This window comes from Janibacter anophelis NBRC 107843 (assembly GCF_001570945.1).
In the GTDB taxonomy this organism is placed as follows: domain Bacteria; phylum Actinomycetota; class Actinomycetes; order Actinomycetales; family Dermatophilaceae; genus Janibacter; species Janibacter anophelis.
The window spans coordinates 1-17,084 of sequence record NZ_BCSQ01000066.1; the positions used below are offsets into that span (position 1 = coordinate 1).

Annotated in this window: 15 protein-coding genes and 1 pseudogene; 3 read left to right on the forward strand and 13 right to left on the reverse strand. The window is 72.8% G+C overall.

Annotated features, from left to right (window positions below):
- Positions 1-189, forward strand: a pseudogene (locus tag JAN01S_RS14275) (hypothetical protein); the annotation flags it as partial.
- Here the strand turns inward: JAN01S_RS14275 and JAN01S_RS14280 are convergent.
- From JAN01S_RS14280 to JAN01S_RS14310, 8 genes are all read right to left on the reverse strand, one after another.
- Positions 190-702, reverse strand: coding sequence for a GyrI-like domain-containing protein (locus JAN01S_RS14280; protein ID WP_068319285.1), 513 nt, complete (start codon positions 700-702; stop codon positions 190-192).
- Positions 703-726: 24 nt separating this feature from the next.
- A complete protein-coding gene (locus JAN01S_RS14285) occupies positions 727-1,629 on the reverse strand; it encodes a glycoside hydrolase family 15 protein (RefSeq protein WP_068319286.1) in 903 nt (300 codons plus the stop codon).
- A gap of 413 nt (positions 1,630-2,042) precedes the next feature.
- Positions 2,043-2,219, reverse strand: coding sequence for a hypothetical protein (locus JAN01S_RS17220; RefSeq protein ID WP_169797241.1), 177 nt, complete (start codon positions 2,217-2,219; stop codon positions 2,043-2,045).
- 48 nt (positions 2,220-2,267) lie between these two features.
- Positions 2,268-2,777: a GNAT family N-acetyltransferase gene (locus tag JAN01S_RS14290; protein WP_068319287.1), complete on the reverse strand. Its 510-nt coding sequence runs from the start codon at positions 2,775-2,777 to the stop codon at positions 2,268-2,270.
- Entirely contained in the window at positions 2,774-4,585 is a 1,812-nt protein-coding gene (locus JAN01S_RS14295) for a penicillin acylase family protein (RefSeq protein WP_068319288.1), read from the reverse strand. The genes JAN01S_RS14290 and JAN01S_RS14295 overlap by 4 nt, the downstream gene beginning before the upstream one ends.
- Complete coding sequence (locus JAN01S_RS14300) at positions 4,582-6,996, reverse strand: GNAT family N-acetyltransferase (RefSeq protein ID WP_068319289.1); 2,415 nt, start codon at positions 6,994-6,996, stop codon at positions 4,582-4,584. Before JAN01S_RS14300 ends, JAN01S_RS14295 begins: the two co-directional genes overlap by 4 nt.
- The gene (locus JAN01S_RS14305) at positions 6,993-8,462 is read right to left on the reverse strand and encodes a lysine N(6)-hydroxylase/L-ornithine N(5)-oxygenase family protein (RefSeq protein ID WP_084360285.1); all 1,470 of its coding nucleotides are present in this window, start codon (positions 8,460-8,462) and stop codon (positions 6,993-6,995) included. Before JAN01S_RS14305 ends, JAN01S_RS14300 begins: the two co-directional genes overlap by 4 nt.
- On the reverse strand, positions 8,459-10,003 hold the full coding sequence (locus JAN01S_RS14310; protein ID WP_157075768.1) for a pyridoxal phosphate-dependent decarboxylase family protein: 1,545 nt from the start codon (positions 10,001-10,003) through the stop codon (positions 8,459-8,461). The genes JAN01S_RS14305 and JAN01S_RS14310 overlap by 4 nt, the downstream gene beginning before the upstream one ends.
- A 163-nt stretch (positions 10,004-10,166) precedes the next feature.
- On the opposite strand from JAN01S_RS14310, the gene JAN01S_RS14315 reads away from it, so the two are divergent.
- On the forward strand, positions 10,167-11,402 hold the full coding sequence (locus JAN01S_RS14315) for an MFS transporter (RefSeq protein WP_068319290.1): 1,236 nt from the start codon (positions 10,167-10,169) through the stop codon (positions 11,400-11,402).
- A 24-nt stretch (positions 11,403-11,426) separates the two neighbouring features.
- Here JAN01S_RS14315 and JAN01S_RS14320 read toward each other — a convergent pair whose 3' ends face one another.
- From JAN01S_RS14320 to JAN01S_RS14335, 4 genes are all read right to left on the reverse strand, one after another.
- A complete protein-coding gene (locus JAN01S_RS14320; RefSeq protein WP_157075769.1) occupies positions 11,427-12,563 on the reverse strand; it encodes a hypothetical protein in 1,137 nt (378 codons plus the stop codon).
- A 4-nt stretch (positions 12,564-12,567) separates the two neighbouring features.
- Positions 12,568-13,029 (reverse strand): GNAT family N-acetyltransferase, encoded by a 462-nt coding sequence (locus tag JAN01S_RS14325; RefSeq protein WP_068319292.1) that lies wholly within the window; start codon positions 13,027-13,029, stop codon positions 12,568-12,570.
- 18 nt (positions 13,030-13,047) lie between these two features.
- Positions 13,048-14,232, reverse strand: a complete 1,185-nt coding sequence (locus JAN01S_RS14330) for a zinc-dependent alcohol dehydrogenase (protein ID WP_068319293.1) — start codon at positions 14,230-14,232, stop codon at positions 13,048-13,050.
- A gap of 106 nt (positions 14,233-14,338) precedes the next feature.
- Positions 14,339-15,337 carry a DNA topoisomerase IB gene (locus tag JAN01S_RS14335; RefSeq protein ID WP_068319294.1) on the reverse strand — a complete coding sequence of 333 codons (999 nt, stop codon included), beginning with the start codon at positions 15,335-15,337 and terminating at the stop codon, positions 14,339-14,341.
- A 316-nt stretch (positions 15,338-15,653) separates the two neighbouring features.
- On the opposite strand from JAN01S_RS14335, the gene JAN01S_RS14340 reads away from it, so the two are divergent.
- Entirely contained in the window at positions 15,654-16,247 is a 594-nt protein-coding gene (locus JAN01S_RS14340; RefSeq protein WP_068319295.1) for a hypothetical protein, read from the forward strand.
- Between the two features lie 110 nt (positions 16,248-16,357).
- On the opposite strand, the gene JAN01S_RS14345 is transcribed toward JAN01S_RS14340, so the two are convergent.
- Positions 16,358-16,969 carry a class I SAM-dependent methyltransferase gene (locus tag JAN01S_RS14345; protein ID WP_068319296.1) on the reverse strand — a complete coding sequence of 204 codons (612 nt, stop codon included), beginning with the start codon at positions 16,967-16,969 and terminating at the stop codon, positions 16,358-16,360.
- Positions 16,970-17,084: the final 115 nt, after the last annotated feature.

Consider the following 17,084-nt stretch of genomic DNA (forward strand, 5'->3'; position numbering starts at 1 on the left):
GGGCTCCTCGCCGGCCGGACGTGGCTGGCCAAGTCCGGCCCCGCGACGACCGCGGCGCTCTCGGCGGTCTACCTCGGCGGCTTCGGCGCCTCGCACCCGCTCGCGAAGAAGGTCGGCGCCTGGCCCGCGGTCCTCGGCGTCGCGGCCGTCTCCGCCGCTGCGTCGTACGCGCTCGTCGACCGGAAGTGATCAGCCCTCGTACGGCAGCACCAGGTCGGTCCGCAGCGTGCTCGGATCCATGTCGGGGCTCGGCTCGGTGACGTAGACCTCCCAGAAGGGCAGCGCCGGCTGGCGCCCGTCGGCCCCGACCTGCTGCATCAGCGCGCCCCAGGCCCCGGAGAGACCGTCGTAGCCGCCCAGGTGCGAGACCGTCGCGACCTGGGTCGCGGGCATGCTCGAGGGGTAGAAGGTGATGCCGCCGGCCTCGAGCTCGCCGTCGAGCGGCGTCGCGACGGGGAAGCCGAGCTCGAAGGTCATCGTCGCGCCCGGCATCCGGTGGTGCAGGGAGAAGGCGGGGCCGGCGATCTGTATGCCGTGCTCCTGCAGCGCGGGCACGAGCGCGGTGAAGCTCTCGTCGAAGATGCCCGGCATGTCGTCCGGCAGGACCTCCTCGGCCTTGCGCACGACGGTCGGGATCTGCTGGGTGGTCAGGTACGTGACCTGCTCGTGCGGCGGGGCGGCCCAGCTCGGTGTCTCGCTCACGGGGTCCTCCTGGATCGGGTCCTCTCAGCGTGCCACGTCGAGCGCCGCCGTGAGCGTCACGGCCGCGGTCCAGGCGAGCGGCGCGGGCCCGGCGGGGGAGCCGTCGTCCCGCACCTTTTCGGGCAGCGACCCGGCCTCGGTGCGGTGGCCGTCGAGCCAGGCGAGCGTCTCGAGTGCGCGCTCGCGGGTCGCGTCGGCCGTCGCCCAGGCCCCGGCGAGCACCGCCGTCTCCGGGGTCCACGCCACGCCGTCCTCGCGCCAGTCACCGCCGGGGGCGTACCCGCCGTTGGGTCGGGACATCTGCCGCGCGGCCTCGTCGAGCGCTGCTCGCAGCTCGGTCTCGCGGGGCGGCGCGGTGCGATAGGGCGGCAGCAGCCACGCGATCGCGGTGTCGCTCGCGCCGCCGCCGATGCGCCGGGGCCACCCCCGCCGACCGAAGGTCGCGTGCACCTGCGCGTCCATCCGGGTCGCCGCGGCGGCGCAGCGCTCGGCCAGTTCGCCGCCGACGAGCGTCGCGGCCTGCTCGAGCCCGGCGAGCAGCGGAGCGGCCGTGCCGAGCGTCAGCTGGCGCTCCTCGAGCTCCCAGTAGTCGGGCGAAACCCGCGGCAGACCGTCCCCGTCGAGCCGCGTCAGCGCCGTGGCCGCGCAGTGCCGGACGAGCGCGTCGATGCGGCCGGCCTCCGCCGTCCCGCGCCACGAGTCGACCGTGGACCCGGCGGCCCACAGCACCCAACCGAAGCCGTCGTCCTGGGGCGGGCGATCGTCCGGGGTGCCGCCGTCGAGCGCGTAGCGCGCCTGCATCCGCGGTGCCCGGCCGACACGTTCGGCGAGGGAGGAGAGCTGGCGGGTCGCCCCCTTCGCGTCCCCGAGGCGGTGGAGCGCGACAGCGACGTGGGCGGTGTCGCGGGGCCATGCATGGCGCCACATCGGCGACCACCCGCGACGGCCAGCGGCAGGCCGGCCGAGAGCACCCACAGGTCGAGGGCGGCCGCACGGGCGAGGTCGGAGGGTGCGCCGGCGGCGCGCGGCAGGGTCAGTCCGGCGAGCCACTCCTCCTGGGCCTCGAGGAGGGGCTCCTGCTCGGGGCCGACGAGCACGCGGGACCCGGGGAGCACCTGCTCGAGATGCTCCCGGTCGACGAGCTGTCGGGTCCCGCGCCACGGGCCGTGCTCGGAGCGCATGGCGACGGTCAGGCCGTAGGTGGCCGGGACCTCGTGACGGGTGCGGTACAGGCCCACCCCACCGGTCGTCGTCGCCCCGAGAGCGAGGGCGGCGAGGGACCCGGTCATGAGGGTGCGCCGGTTGGCCCCGCCCGGCACGTCCTCGGTCATCGGGTCAGGCTAACGAGCCTCATCGCGCCGCCGGTTGTTGAGCATGCCCACGGCCACCCAGGCCGCCGTGACGAGCAGCGCCCCGCCGACGACGTAGAGCCGGGAGGGCTCGCCGATGAGGCCGAAGCCGATGCCGTAGGCCATGGTGATGACGAGTGCGATCAGAGCGAGTGTGCGTGTACCCATGCCGCACAGTTTCGTGGCATCCACCGTGGGGTGTACATCCGGGTCGGGTCAGTCCGTCAGCTCGGCGAACCGCTCCCGCGTCAGGTAGACCATCCGCGCGTCCTTGTCACCGACGCGGACCTGCTCGCCGATCTCGAACCCGCTCTGGACGAGCCGGGCGAGGACCGCCCGGTTGGACGCGTCCGGTTCGCCGACGATCCGCTGCACCGCTGGGTCGGCGAAGGTCCAGCCGATCACCGAGGTCCCCACGGTCAGGGCGTCCTCCCCGGGCGCGACGAAGATGTGCGCGCCGAGGTCACCCGGCTGCACGTCGTAGGCGTCCGCGATCGGGTCGTGCTCGGGCTCGTAGGTCTGCAGCAGCGCCACCGGGCGGCCGTCGACCTCGCCGATCCACGCCCAGTGGGCCTCGAGCGAGTCGACGAACTCGTAGGTCTCGCGCACCTCGTCGACGGTCTGGTCGCCCATGCCCCAGAACCGCCCTCGCGGCTCGGTGACCCACGCGTGGATCGTCGGGGCGTCCTCGGCTGGCCGCAGCGGGCGGAAGGTCAGCGTGCTCATGGTGTCCTCTCGATCGGGTGGAGTCGCCCGGCCGCCCAGCTCTCGTGCTGGTCGTCGGCGAAGGGGGAGTCCGTCGGCCCGTCCGCGCCGAGCGGCACGACCCAGGCGCTCGGCCCGTCGAGCGACCACACGAGTCGCGCGGTGGGCCCGCGCCAGCACAGGTCGCTCAGCCCGGGGGCGGCGGCGGTGGCCAGGACGCAGTCCCCGTCACCGGCCAGCGGCAGGCTCGGCGGGGCGTGGCCCGGCACCGCCCGGACGAAGGGAGCGGCGTGCCGCTCCCCCCACGTCCCGGCGACCCCGGCCGCGGCAGTGCGCTCGAGCGCCTCGACGGCGAGGTCGGCGAGCGGCAGGCCCCAGTCGCGCCCGACGCGGACGATGCGTTCGATGCCGGCACCGACCCGGGCGACCGGGTCGACCCACGGGGCGAACATCGGCGCCAGCCCCGTCGGGGTGTGCAGCGCGGCCAGGCGCGGGTGGTGCGCGACGACCCGGACGAGCTCGCTGCGCCACGTGGCGAAGAGCGCGGCGCGGTCGCTGTCCGCGTCCATGTGGCCGTCCCAGGCGAGGAGCCGGGTGCGCACGTCCTCCGCGGCGCCGGTGGTCGCGACGCACTCGAGGAGGCGTCGGAAGGCCGCCCACGAGCCGAGGTGGGTGTCGACCTGGACGGCGGCGAGGCCGTCGACGTCCCACCGCTCGCGCTCACCGAGCAGCGCGGTGATCCGGCCGGCCCGGTGCGGGGCGGCGAACTCCTCGCCCAGTGCGGCGACCGACTCCCGCCGGTCGTTGGCGTGGACGACGACCTCGCCGTCGGTGAGGTTGCGGCAGGCGGGAGGGGCGGGGACGCAGGCGCCCCCCTTCGTCACGAGGCGGCCGGCGACGCGCTCGCGGACCCGGCCGTCGGCCCCGGCGATGACGAGCGCGTTGACCGGCTCGACCCATCCGTCGAGGGCGTCGTCCACGTCGTCGACGGTGCGGGCGAGCAGCAGGCGGCGCATCGTCGCCAGACCGATGTCGCCGGTCACGGTGGACGGCGAGATCGGGTGCGGCACAGCGGGATCGGCGTCCGGCGCGATCTGCTGGTAGTCGGCCATCGCGTGGGTGACGGCCCAGGCGACCGAGCCGGCGTGGCCGAAGTGGGGCACGCCCGGCACCCCGGCGAAGGCGAGTCCGGCGACGTCGATCTCGGGCGTCGACAGCCGCACCTGCTGGTAGATGCCGGGCGCCTCGAGCACCCGGTGCGGGTCGGCGGCGATCATCGGCGCGCCGGTGCTCGTGCGCGAGCCGGTGAGCGCCCACGCGTTGCTGCCGCCGAGCGGGACGCCCTCGTGGCTCAGCAGGTCGACCGCGTCGCCGAGCTGTTGGCGCAGGTGTCGTCTCCACAGGGCGTGCCCGAAGTTGCCCATGAGCACGTGCTGCACGAGGAAGACCCCGGCCGGGGACCACGGCTGCCACTCCTGCGGCTCGGTCCCGGTCTCGGCGAACTCCGGTGCGCGAGAAGCGCCCTCGGGCAGCCCCGCGTTGACCCCTGCGACATAGGCGAGCAGCCAGGCCGTCGTCTCGTCGTCGAGGTCCGCCACCACCGCCCGCGCCGTCTGCGGCAGCCGGGCAGCGGTGGCGAAGGTGTCCCAGTCGGACTCCCCGAGCACGGTGGTCGTCGTCGCCTCCGACCGCCGCCGTTCGACCTCCATCTGCCAGGCCCGGTCGACCGCGGCCGACCACCCCTGCGCGTACGCCAGGTCCTCGAGCGTCTCCCCCCAGCAGTGCGGGATGCCGTGGGCATCCCGCTCCACCCTCCAGCGTCCGGTCACCGAGCCTCGACCTCCACCGAACCGCGCATTTCCCCGGGGAGATGCGCGCCCTCGGCCCCCACGTTCCCTGAGGAGGTTGCGCAGCAACCGTCTCGAAGGGACGCCGCGTGGAGGGGGTTGGCCAGGTCACCCACCCGGATGAGCGAGCCCTCCGGGTCGGTCAGGTCGACCATCTGCAGCGTGTTGCGCAGCTGCAGCCGGTTGAGGCAGGAGTGCTCGAAGCTCTCCCGCAGCAGGTCCAGCCGTGCCGCGCGTGGGTGGTCGGCCGCGTGCTCGGTGATGCACTGCGCGACCAGCGCCCAGAACTCGTCGCCGGTCATCACCTCGTCGTCGGCGAGGATCTCGGCGACGAAGCGCAGTACGCCGTCGAGCACGTCGGTGAGGACCGACAGCGACTGCACCTGCGGGTCGAGGACGTGCCGGATCCGCTCGACCTCGGGTGGGAGCGGGCGGTCGGACATGACGACGACCTCCTCGCCGATGTCCTTCATGAAGACGCCGGTGGGCACGTGGTCCTCGAGGACGAGGATGAGGTTCTCCCCGTGGGGCATGAAGGCGAGGTCGTGCACGCCGAGGCAGTGGACGACGGGGCGCAGGTAGGCGCGCAGCATGCGACGCACCCACTCGTTCGCCCCGACCGGGCTGGCGGCGATGAGCTCGGTGATGAGCGCGCCCCCGTCCGCGTCGCGGTGGAGCAGCCCGGTGAGGGACTGGAGTCGTTGTCCCGCAGCGAGTTTCGGCACCGGGGACTCGCGCCACAGGGCCGCGACCATCTTGGTGTGCGCACTCGGCGACCCGAGTCGGTGGTAGGCATCGCCCGTGTAGCCGACGGCCGCGACCTCGCGCAGTACACGGAACCCGCAGTCCGCGAGCTCCTCGTCACCGGCCACGAGCCCGGCCACCCAGTCGTTGATCGCGGGGGTGGCGGTCATGTACGTCGGCGACAGCCCCCGCAGGAAGCCCATGTTCTGGATCGCCAGCGCGGTCTTGACGTAGTGCCGCTCCGGCCGGTCGGTGTTGAAGAAGGTCCGGATCGACTGCTGCGCCCGGTACCGGTCGGTGGTCGTCCCGAGGTGGACGACGTCGCGTCGCGCGAGGTCCGCGGCGAAGGTCACCGCGAGCTTGTGGTCCCACTGCCACGGGTGGACGGGCATGAGCAGGTAGTCCGTCGGGTCGACACCGGTCTGCACGAGACGAAGGGAGAACCGCTCCCGGTCCGCGTCGTCCAGCTCGCCGCCGTACAGGTCGTCCTCGGTCATGCCCTCGGCGAGGGAGAGATGGGCGACGGTGCGCCGCACCGCGATCCACACCATCCGCACGTCCGTGCCCGCCTCGGGGGAGTAGGCCGCGTGGTCGGTGGCGGAGAAGCCGATCCGGCCGTTGTTGGCGACGAAGGCGGGGTGGCCCTCGGTCATCGCCGCCTCGATCGTCTGGAAGTCGGCGTCGACGAGGTCGCGGCTGGTGTGTCGGCCGTGGTGCCACTTGAACGCGAGGCTGGCGAGGGTCCCGCTCAGCTCCTCGAGGTAGGTGGAGCGCAGGTGGTCGGGGATGCCGAGGTCCTCGTGCAGGTCCGAGACGACGACCAGGGCGTCGACCTCGGTGGGCACGCCGTCGACGGTCCGCTCGATGCTCACCGGGTCGACCCGCCAGTGCTCCAGCGCGTGCCGGGTCGCAGCGAAGGTGTAGCGCGCCGCGCCTGCCTCGATCGTCCACCGGTCACCGACGGGCTCGGGGACGAGCAGCCGCTCGTGGGTGAACTCGCCGATCGCCTTGGCCGCCACGTGCCGGTGGGCGCGCGCCATGACCTCCGGCTCCAGGTGCGCGATGTCGGGCGAAGGGAGAGGTGCCGGCCCACCCCCTTCGAGCTCGGAGCGCGCGAAGTCCTCGACGGTGCACAGGCTCAGCAGGGCCTCCTTGTCCGACAGCGAGATCCGGCGGTCCACGACGAACCCGGCCGCCGCGTTCTTGGCATGGATCGCGTGGTTGCGCGCGTCGGGCTCGACGACGACGCGGGTGACCGCGGGGTCGCGGAAGCAGAAGTGCATGACGGCGCGGAAGACCTGCGAGGTCAGTCCGCTCACCGGGGTGTCGGTGGCTGCGACGAGCACGTGCATGCCGATGTCGCCCTCGGCCACGCGGTAGTGCGCGGCGAGCACGCTGTGCCCCGGGTCGTAGGTCTCGGTGAGGAAGACCGGCTGGCCGTCGATCCGCCCGAGCCACGCGTCGTGGCGCGGGTCGCCGTCGATCTTGTCGAAGGCGGCCCGCGACTGCTCGGGGGTGAACCCCTGCATGCCCCAGAAGGTGGACTTGGGGTGGGTCACCCAGTCGTGGAGCAGCTCGATGTGCTCGGCGGGCACGACCGGCTCGATCGTGACCCGGCCGACGGGGGAGAGGAAGTGCCAGGCGCTCATCGGCCCACCTCCACGGCCTGGGGCTTCGAGGCTCCTTCGTCGCACCTCAGCCCACGTGGGTCTGGGTCCCACGTTCCGCGTGGGCGGTGCGAGGCCGCCCGCGGCCGAGCCTCGAGCCCCCGCTCGACGACAGGCGACTCGATCTCGTGGACACCGAAGTGCTGGAACGCGATCCGCTCCTCCACGGGGTACACCTCGCGGCCCGCGATCGCGTTGATGATCACCGAGTTGCGGTACGCGCCCATGCCGAGGTCGGGTGCGAGGACGGAGTGGGTGTGCTCCTCCGCGTTCTGCACGAAGATCCTCCCGTCGAGGTCGATGCTGTAGTCGGCCCCGGTGTCGAAGCGGTCGCGGGCGTCCCGGCGGATCCGGTCGGCGACAGGCGCGAGGAAGTGCGGCGTGCGCGGCCGGTAGCCGGTCGCGAGCACCAGTCCCTCGGTCGTGACGGTGACCGAGGCGTCCTGCTCCTCGTGGTGGACGCGCAGGGTGTACCTCCCTTCGTCCTCGTCCCACCCGGCCTCGCGCACCTCGCTGTTGGTGAGCAGGGTCGTCGGCACGGGGCGTCCGGTCTCGACGCGCAGCCGGTAGAGGGTGTCGTAGATCGTGTCGACGAGGTCGGCGCTGATCCCCTTGTAGAGGTTGCGCTGCTCGCGCAGCAGCACGTCGCGGCGCTCGAGCGGCAGCGCGCTGAAGTACCGGGCGTACTCGGGCGAGGTCATCTCGAGCGTGAGCTTCGTGTACTCCATGGGGAAGAACCGCGGCGAGCGCGTCACCCACGTCAGGTGGTAGCCGTGCTCCACGCAACCCTCGAGCAGGTCGAGGTAGATCTCCGCGGCGGACTGCCCGCTGCCGACGACGGTGACGTTCGCGTTGTCCTGCAACGCTGCTCGGTGGTCGAGGTAGCCGCCCGAATGCGTCACCGGGCCGCCGAGGCCCTCGGCGACGGGCGGGACGGCGGGCTCGGTCCCGATGCCGAGCACGACATGACGAGCACGAAGGGAGGTGAGCGTCCCGTCGCTCCGACGGGCCGTGACGGTGTACGTGCCGTCCCCGGCGTCGCGCTCGACCGCGGTCACCGTGTGGCCCCAGCGGATCGTGTCGAGCTGCTCGGCGACCCATTGGCAGTACTGGTCGTACTCCGCGCGCAGCGGGTTGAAGTCCTCGCGGATGTAGAAGGGGTAGAGCCGCCCGACCTGCTTGAGGTGGTTGAGGAAGCCGAACCGGTTCGTCGGGTCGGCCATCGTCACCAGGTCGGCCATGAAGGGCACCTGGATCGTCGCGCCCTCGAGCATCATCCCGGGGTGCCAGGAGAAGTCCTCGCGCGCCTCGAGGAAGACGCCGTCGACGTCCGGCAGGTCATGGGTCAGCGCGGCCAGCCCGAGGTTGAAGGGGCCGAGCCCGATGCCGATGAGGTCGAGCACCGCTCCCTGAGGAGCTTGCGCAGCAAGCGTCTCGAAGGGCTTCATCGCGCCACCCCCGCGCCCGTCGCTCGCACCGGTCGTCGAGGTGCGAGGGCGTCCGCGCCCAAGCCTCGAGACGAGGTGTCCGAACCGAGCGAGGCGACCGCCACCTCGTCCATGGCGTCCTCAGCGATCAGCTGCTCCCCGGTCGCGGCGATCGTCTCGAGGATCCCGCTCAGGTGCTCCAAGGACGTCTGCGGGTTGAGCAGCGTGAACTTCAGCCACGAGCGGCCCTCGATCGTCGTCCCGGCCACCATGACGTCGCCGCCGTCGAGGAGCGCGTGGCGGATGCGCGGGTTGAGCGAGTCGGCGTCGTGCGCGCTCAACCCGGCGGGGCGGTACCGCAAGAGCACGGTGCTGAGCACCGGCTCGGTGGCGACCTCGAAGCGCTCGTCCTCGACGAGCACCTCCCACACCTGGTGCGCGCGGTCGATGACCTCGTCGAACATCCCGCCGACGGCATCAGCACCGGTGATCCGCAGCGTCATCCACAGCTTGAGCGCGTCGAAGCGGCGCGTGGTCTGCAGCGACTTGTCGACCTGGTTGGGGGTGACCGCGGTGCGCGGGTTGAGGTAGTCCGCGTGGTGGGTGACGTGGCCGAGGGTCGCGCCGTCGCGCACGATGATCGCGCTGGAGCTGACCGGTTGGAAAAAGGTCTTGTGGAAGTCCACGGTCACCGAGTCGGCGCGCTCGATCCCGTCGAGCAGGTGCCGGCGACGAAGGGAGACGAGCAGGCCGCCTCCGTAGGCGGCGTCGACGTGCAGCCAGGCGCCGTGCTCGGTCGCGAGGTCGGCGATGCCCGGGATCGGGTCGATGACGCCCAGGTCGGTCGTGCCCGCGGTGGCGACGACCGCCATGGCCACCTCGCCGCGCTCGCGGACGCCCTCGAGCTCGCGCCGCAGCGCCTCGAGCGACATCCCGCCGGTCGCGTCGGTCGGGACCGGGATGACCGCGCTCGGGTGCAGCCCCATGATCCGCGCGGACTTGATGACGCTGAAGTGGCTGTGCTCGGTGGCCAGGACCCGCAGGCGCGGCGCGACATCCGCCCCCGCCCGTCGCTCCGCCTCCCCTCGTGCCAGGAGCAGACCCTGCAGGTTGGACTGGGTGCCGCCGCTGGTGAAGACGCCGTCGGCGAGCGACTCGTCGAAGCCGATCCGGCCGGCGGTCCAGCGCACCAGCCGCTGCTCGACGAGGGTGCCGCCGGCGCTCTGGTCCCAGGTGTCGACAGAGGTGTTGACGGCGGCGATGATCCCCTCGGCCAGGACGGCCGGCAGTGCGACGGGGCAGTTGAGGTGCGCCACGTACGACGGGTGGTGGAACCAGATCGCGTCACGCAGGTAGACGTCGGTGACCTCGGCGAACGCGGCGTCCAGGTCGGCGGCCGGGCGGTCGAGGTCGACGGACTCGACCGCGGGTGCCAGGTCGGCGACGGTCGCGCCGGTCGACGGTGCGTCGGCGGCCAGGTGCCGGGCGACGAGGCGGGTCACGCGGGACATGCCGGCGACGTAGTCGTCGGCGGTGTCGTGGGTCAGGAGGTGCGGGTTCACCGAGCGGACTCCTAGAAGTGAGGTGTACCTAACTTAGGTATGGCTGCCCTAAGATAACGACCCGTCGCTCCCTTCGCTCGTCGAGCGTTGCGGCGCACCGCATCGGCGTGGATGCGCGATGATGCGTACCCGAACGCCGACCGCCCGACCCCGAGGACCACCCGTGGCCAGCACCCTCACGACCGACCCGCGCACCCTCGACGGGTCCGGTGCAGAGCGGTTCCGACTGATCACCGCGCTGTACTTCACCCAGTACCTCGGTGTGGGCTTCCTCACGATCGGTCTCGTGGCCATCCTGCGAGATGGCGGCACGTCGCTCGCCACACTCGGCATGCTGCAGACGATCGGCCTGATCTGGCCGCTGAAGTTCCTCTGGTCGCCCCTCGTCGACCGCTTCGGCAGCCGCCGCTTCGGCCACTACCGCTCGTGGCTCGTCCCGCTGCAGCTCGGGCTCGTCATCACCCTCCTGGCGCTCACCCCCTTCGCCACGCCCTCGGACCACCTCGGTCCCGTCATGGCGATCTGCGCGCTCTTCGTCTTCTTCTCCGCCACGCAGGACATCGCGGCCGACGCGCTCGCCGTCCGCCTGCTCTCCGACGGTGACCGCGGCCTGGGCAACGGCATCCAGGTCGGTGGCAACTACCTCGGCAGCGTGGTCGGTGGTGGCCTGGCCGTTGTCGTCTACGACCGCTTCGGATGGGTCCCGGCCATGGTGATGCTCGCCCTGCTCACCGCCACCGCGCTGGGCGTCGTCATCGCCTTCCGCGAGCCGGAGCGGGTCGTGCAGGTGCGTCGTCCCGGGCTGCGCGAGCTGCTCTCCGTCTTCGGCCAGCCCGGGTGCCGCAGCTGGGTGCTCGTCGTCGTCCCGCTCTACTACATCGGTGCGGCGGTCGGCTACGCGATCGTCTCGCCGGCGCTCGTCGACGCGGGCTGGTCGCTCACCAAGATCGGCATCGTCTCCGGCGCCATCGCCTCGGCCCCCGCGGTGCTCGCCGCGCTGGGTGCCGGTGCGCTCGTGCGCCGCTGGGGTCGCACGCGGGTGCTCGTCCTCGGTGGCGCACTGCTCGTCGTCGCGACCCTCGGGCTCGTCCCGCTCGCCCTCGGTGAGGCGGCCACGGTCTGGACGACCGTCGCGCTGTGCGCCTTCATGGCGGCGTACGCGGTCGCCAATGTCGTCGTCTACACGATCAACATGGACTTCGCCCGGCCCGACTCGGCCGGCACCGACTTCACGACGCTGACCTCCTTCGCCCTCGCGGTCTCCTTCGTCGCGGCGGCCATCGCGCTCACCGCGGCCGTGTACGTCGGCTACATCGGGGTGCTCGTCGGCTCGATCGTCCTCATCGTCATCGGCACCGTCCTCGGGCTGCGGCACCAGCGTCGCCACGGCCACGCCTGACACCGCGGACGAAGGGGGGACCCGTCACCTCGTCGATCGCCACGCACGGCTCGTCCCGGACCCGTCCGTGGTCGCCAGGACGACGGCGCCGGACGGCTCCTCGGCCATCGCCACCAGGCGCCCCGACAGGTCGGTGGCCTCGGGCTCGGTGGCGAGGCGCACCACCCGCGTGGTGTCGCGCTCGCCGTACGCGGCGGTGTCCACCCGCCCGGCGACCACGGCCAGCGTCGGGCTCTGCGTGCGCAGGGCGTCCGCCGCCACGGTCGTCGCGGTCGAGGCCGCACCGGGAGTGCCGTCGGTCAGCGGCAGCCGCCACACCACGACGTCGTCGTCGCGCCTGCCGGCCACGGTGCAGTGGTCGGCCGCGCACGCGACAGCACCGCCCCGGGCGATGCCGGCACCCTCCGCGGGCAGCGTGATCTCCCGCCAGGGCCCTCCCGGTGACCGGGCGGTCCAGGCGACCGCGACGTCGTGGATCGACGGCTCGAGCTCGGTGACCCAGCCGACGGCGAGGTAGCCGTCCGGCAGTGCCGCCACGGCGCCGGGGGAGGGCTGCCGTTCGGCGGTCGCCCGCAGCGCCGACCCGGGGCGCGGTGTCATGACCCAGCGCTCACCCCGTGGCCGCCAGACGGCGACGTCGAGCCCCTGCTTGCTCGCGCTGACCCGGCTGCCGAGGATCATCGGTCCGGCCCGGGACACCGCCACGCCGGTCAGCCCGCCGGCGTCCCAGCCGCCGAAGGTCTCGAAGGGCTGCGGCTGCTCCACCACCCGCTGCCGGTCGCCGCTCCACACGGTCCAGCGCACGTTGCCGTGGGCCCCGGCTCGGTGGCCGCCGAGCGCGACGGTCCCCGCCGGCCCGGAGTCGACGGAGGACAGCTCCGCCTCGCGACCGGCCCACTCCCACAACGTGTCCATCTCCACCTGCCCGGAGCGGCCGTCGGCGCGCAGCTCGTGCAGCGACGCCCGCTCCCGGGCGTCCTCGTCGTACCGTCCGACGAGCAGGCCCTCGGGGGTGCCGGTGAGCGTCACCACCCGGCCGGGACCCGGGAGGGTCACCGGCTCCCAGGCGGCCTCCGACTGCGTGGGGGCGTCCGTGCAGCCACCACCGGCCACGACGACGAGGGCGAGGACCGGGCCCAGCGCGCGCACCCGGCGCCCCACGAGGTCACAGCTCCTGCAGGTAGCAGAGCATCCGGTGGTCGGCGCCCGGCAGCACGTTGACGAAGCCGTGCCGCTCGTAGAAGCGGCGGGTGTCCACGTCGACCTCGTCGACGTTGATGTGGACCTCGCCGACCCCCTTCGCCCGCAGGTCGTCGACGACCGTCGTCAGCAGGAGGGTGCCGATGCCGCCGTCGCGCAACGCCGGGGCGACGTAGAGCTCCTCGAGCTGGGCGAGCGGGCCGTCGTGGTACGGCGTGGGCCGCAGGGTGAGGTAGGCGAATCCCACGGCCGCACCGTCGTGCTCGGCCAGGAGCACGAGTACGTCATCACGTGCGAGCAGGGTCGCGAAGCGTCGCGCGAAGTCGGCCGCCACCGGCGTCGGTTCGTCGAACTCGACGTTGAACTCGTGGAGCAGCCGGCCCACGAGGCCGGCGTCCGCCGGACCCGCGGCACGCGTGGTCGTCATCGCACCAGTGTGGCCCCGTCAGGGCTGCATGACGACCTTGATGCAGCCGTCCTCCTTGTCCCGGAAGGTCCGGTAGGCCTCGGGCGCGTCGGTCAGGGGCACGTGGTGCGTCGCGAGGCCCTCGAGGTCGAGGACGTCGCCGTCGCGCCCGACGATCTCGAGCAGCTCGTCGCTCCACCGGCGCACGTTGGCCTGGCCCATGCGCATGGTCACCTGCTTGTCGAACATCGTCATCAGCGGCATCGGGTCGGCCATGCCGCCGTAGACGCCGCTGAGCGAGATGGTGCCACCGCGGCGGACGCTGTCGATGCTCGCGTGCAGCACCGCGAGCCGGTCGATGCCGATGGTCTCGACGGCCTTGCGGGCCAACGCCTTGGGAGCGCGGGCGGTGAGTCCGATGACCTTTTCCGCCAGCGGGTTGCCGTGGGCCTCCATGCCGACGGCGTCGATGACCCGGTCCGCGCCGCGGCCACCGGTCGCCTCCATGACGGCCGAAGGGAGGTCGTCGACCGTCCTCGTGTCGATCGTCTCCGCGCCGTGCGCGGCGGCCATGACCAGGCGCTCGTCCACGAGGTCGACGCCGATGACCCGCTCGGCGCCCTGCAGCGCCGCGGAGCGCGCGGCCATCTGGCCGACGGGGCCCAGCCCGATGACGAGCACCGTGTCCCCGTCGGTGACGTCGGCGTAGCGAGCCGCCTGCCAGCCGGTGGGCAGGATGTCCGAGAGGTACAGCCAGCGCTCGTCGGGACCGGTCTCGGGGATGCGGATCGGGCCGTACTGCGCCTGCGGCACCCGCAGGTACTCGGCCTGACCACCGGGGACCGACCCGTAGAGGTCGGTGTAGCCGAAGAGCGCAGCGCCCTTGCCCTGCGAGGTCACCTGCGTCGTCTCGCACTGCGACTGCAGGCCCCGCTGGCACATCCAGCAGTGGCCGCACGAGATGTTGAACGGCACGACGACCCGGTCGCCGACGCGCAGGTCCCCGGTCTCGGGGCCGACCTCCTCGACGATGCCCATCGCCTCGTGGCCGAGGACGTCCCCGGGGTGCAGATAGGGGGAGAGCACCCCGTAGAGGTGCAGGTCGGATCCGCAGATCGCCGTCGAGGTCACCCGCACGATCGCGTCGGTCGGCTCCTCGATCCGCGGGTCGGGGACCTCGCTCACCTCGAGGGACTCGGTGGACTGCCAGGTCACGGCCTTCATCTGTTGCCTCCTCGGCATTGGGTTCGCCCCATCGCTACCCGGTGGCCGGCGACCCAACCCCGCTCATCGGAGGGTGGTCGGGCCGGGAGCCCGCATCGCCGCGGACTCAACCGGGCCCGGGTCCGTCTCCCAGCAGTGCCACGAGCTCGCGCTCGACCCGGCGGCGCACCTCGTCGCTGTGCTCCAGGGGTGTGCCCCGGGTCGGTCGCACCCGCCGTCCCTCGCGGTGGGCATCGAGCACCCTCGGGTCGACATAGCTGTCACGCGCGACGGTGGCGGTGTCGCCGAGCGAGTCGGCGGCCGCGTCGATCGCGGTGCGTACGGCCTCCTCGTCGTCCTCGCCCGCCCGCGCCGACCGGGCCAGCGACTCGGCGGCGGTCACGGTGGCGGCCCATGTCCGCAGGTCCTTGACGGAGAACCCCTCGCCGACGAGCCCGACGAAGTGCTCGGCGAGGGCCCCCGCTCCGAGGTCCAGTCGCTTCGACCCGTCGCCGTGCCGCAGTAGGTGGTCGCCGGGACGTCCGGCGCGGCGCAGTGCCCGCAGGGCGCTCACGACGTCCTTGTCGGTGACCGCCACGGAGGCGAACTGACCCCCCTTCGCCGGGAACTCCAGACACACGCCGTCGCCGCGGTCGTGCACGTGCTCGACGAGCAGCGTGGTCACGCCGTGCGAGCCGTGCTCCTGCTCGTACGCGGTGGAGCCGACGCGGAGGCGGCCGGTGTCGAGGAGCCACAGGGCGACGGCGGTGACGCGTGCGCGGGAGGCGCCGCGCCCGCGCAGGTCCTCCCGCAGTCGCCGCCGCATCCGGGGCAGGCGCGGGGCGAGCTCGAGGGCGCGGTCGAACTTCTCCCGGTCGCGCGCCGCCCGCCACCGCGGGTGGTAGAGGTACTGCGTGCGGCCGGCCTCGTCGACGCCCGTGGCCAGGAGGTGGGCGTCGGGGTCGGTGCAGATCCACACGTCCTGCCAGGCGGGCGGGACCGCCAGCTCCTCGATCCGAGCGCGGGTGGCGTCGTCGACGAGCCTGCCGGAGGGCAGGTGGTGGCTGAATCCCCGTCCGCGTCGCCGCCGGGTGATGCCCGGTTCGTCCGGGCTGCTGTGCCGCATGGCCCTGTCCTACCCGCTGGCGGGGCCGGGCACCACGTCGACCCGAATGGAGTCGCCCGACGGGCATCCGTACGCCGATCGGGACGGATCCCGTGTCGCTGTTGCACTGGGGGCTCGGGACGGATTGGGCGGGGCCATGAGCTACCAGCCGCCACCCCCGCCACACCAGCCACCGCCCGGGCCGCCGTACGGCGGCAACCAGCCGCCGTACGGAGGTCAGCCGCCCCAGAGTGGACAGCCGCCCTACGGTCAGCCTCCCCACGGAGGCGGCCAGCCGCCCTACGGTGGCGGTCAGCCGCCCTACGGTGGCGGCAGCATGCCCCCGCCGAGCGGACCGGCGCCCTCCCAGTACAACCCGATCGACGCCGTGAAGTACGGGTGGGAGAAGTTCACCCAGAACCTCGGGCCGCTGCTCGGCCTGACGGCGATCATCCTCGTCATCGGCATCTGCCTGAACATGGTCATCAACCTCGCCTTCACCGGGAGCGTGCTCGGGTCCAGCGCCAGCACGGTCGACCCGGAGACCGGCCTGCCGGACAACTTCCTACAGGCCCAGCTGGCGAGCATCACGAGCAGCTTCGTCACGGGCTTCATCTCGTGGGCGCTCGGCCTGGCCCTCGTGCGCGGTGCGCTCGACATCGTCGACCGAGGGCGCACGAGCTTCGGCGAGATGTTCAGCCGCATCCCGTGGGGACAGGCGATCATCGCCGGCCTGCTCGTGTGGCTCGCCACGACGGTGGGCATCGTGCTGTGCGTCATCCCGGGCATCATCGTGATGTTCCTGCTCTACTACACCAACATCGCGGTCGTCGACGGCCGGTCCGCCACCGACGCCATGGGTGCGAGCTTCACCTTCGTCAGGACCACCTGGCCGAGAACCTGCTGTTCCTCCTGGTCGCCATCGGCCTGATCATCCTGGCCATCTGCACCTGCGGCATCGGCATGCTCGTCGTCATGCCGGTGCTCGCCGTGGCGCAGGCCTACACCTGGCGGGTCCTGCAGGGGCGCGCCGTCGCCTGATCAGCGACGACCGAGGACGCTGACGATGAACCCGGCGTCCTCGGTCCAGCGCTCGAGGGCCCACCCACCGAGGCGGACCTGCTCCTGCAGGCCCGCCTCGGTCGCGTCTGCGTGGAAGTCGGCGAACGCGTAGCCGCGCCCCGCGCCGAAGCCGACGACCGCCCTTCCGCCATCGTCCAGGTGGTCGGCGAAGCCGGTGAGGACGTCGCGCCTCGTGCTCGGCGCGAGGAAGGTCATGACGTTGCCGGCGCAGACGATGAGGTCGAAGGGGGTCTGCCGCCCCTCGTCGTCGCGCAGGTCGAGCGTCGCCAGGTCGCTCACGACCCAGCGCGGGCCGGGGTGGTCCTCCTCGGCCGCGGCGACGAGTGCCGGGTCGACGTCGGCTCCGGTCACGGCGTGGCCGAGCTCGTGGAGCCGCCCACCGACGCGGCCCGGGCCGCAGCCGGCGTCGAGGATGCGTGCGCCGCGGGGCGCCATCGCGTCGACGAGCCGGGCCTCCCCGTCGAGGTCGTCGCCTCGCGCGGCCATCTCGCGGAAGCGGTCGATGTACCACTGGGAGTGGTGCGGGTCCTCCGCGACGATCCGCATCCACTCGCTCTGCTCGGGTGCCATGTCGTCACTCTAGGGAAGCACCACCACGCTGCCTGAGGAGGTTGCGCAGCAACCGTGACCACGGTGCCTGAGGAGGTTGCGCAGCAACCGTGACCACGGTGCCTGAGGAGGTTGC

Coding starts and splice junctions, on each gene's coding strand:
- JAN01S_RS14345 (WP_068319296.1), bottom strand. CDS start 16,969: ATGGCACCCGAGCAGAGCGAGTGGATGCGGATCGTCGCGGAGGACCCG.
- JAN01S_RS14305 (WP_084360285.1), bottom strand. CDS start 8,462: ATGAAGCCCTTCGAGACGCTTGCTGCGCAAGCTCCTCAGGGAGCGGTG.
- JAN01S_RS17220 (WP_169797241.1), bottom strand. CDS start 2,219: ATGGGTACACGCACACTCGCTCTGATCGCACTCGTCATCACCATGGCC.
- JAN01S_RS14335 (WP_068319294.1), bottom strand. CDS start 15,337: ATGCGGCACAGCAGCCCGGACGAACCGGGCATCACCCGGCGGCGACGC.
- JAN01S_RS14300 (WP_068319289.1), bottom strand. CDS start 6,996: ATGAGCGCCTGGCACTTCCTCTCCCCCGTCGGCCGGGTCACGATCGAG.
- JAN01S_RS14290 (WP_068319287.1), bottom strand. CDS start 2,777: ATGAGCACGCTGACCTTCCGCCCGCTGCGGCCAGCCGAGGACGCCCCG.
- JAN01S_RS14325 (WP_068319292.1), bottom strand. CDS start 13,029: ATGACGACCACGCGTGCCGCGGGTCCGGCGGACGCCGGCCTCGTGGGC.
- JAN01S_RS14340 (WP_068319295.1), top strand. CDS start 15,654: ATGCCCCCGCCGAGCGGACCGGCGCCCTCCCAGTACAACCCGATCGAC.
- JAN01S_RS14285 (WP_068319286.1), bottom strand. CDS start 1,629: ATGTGGCGCCATGCATGGCCCCGCGACACCGCCCACGTCGCTGTCGCG.
- JAN01S_RS14330 (WP_068319293.1), bottom strand. CDS start 14,232: ATGAAGGCCGTGACCTGGCAGTCCACCGAGTCCCTCGAGGTGAGCGAG.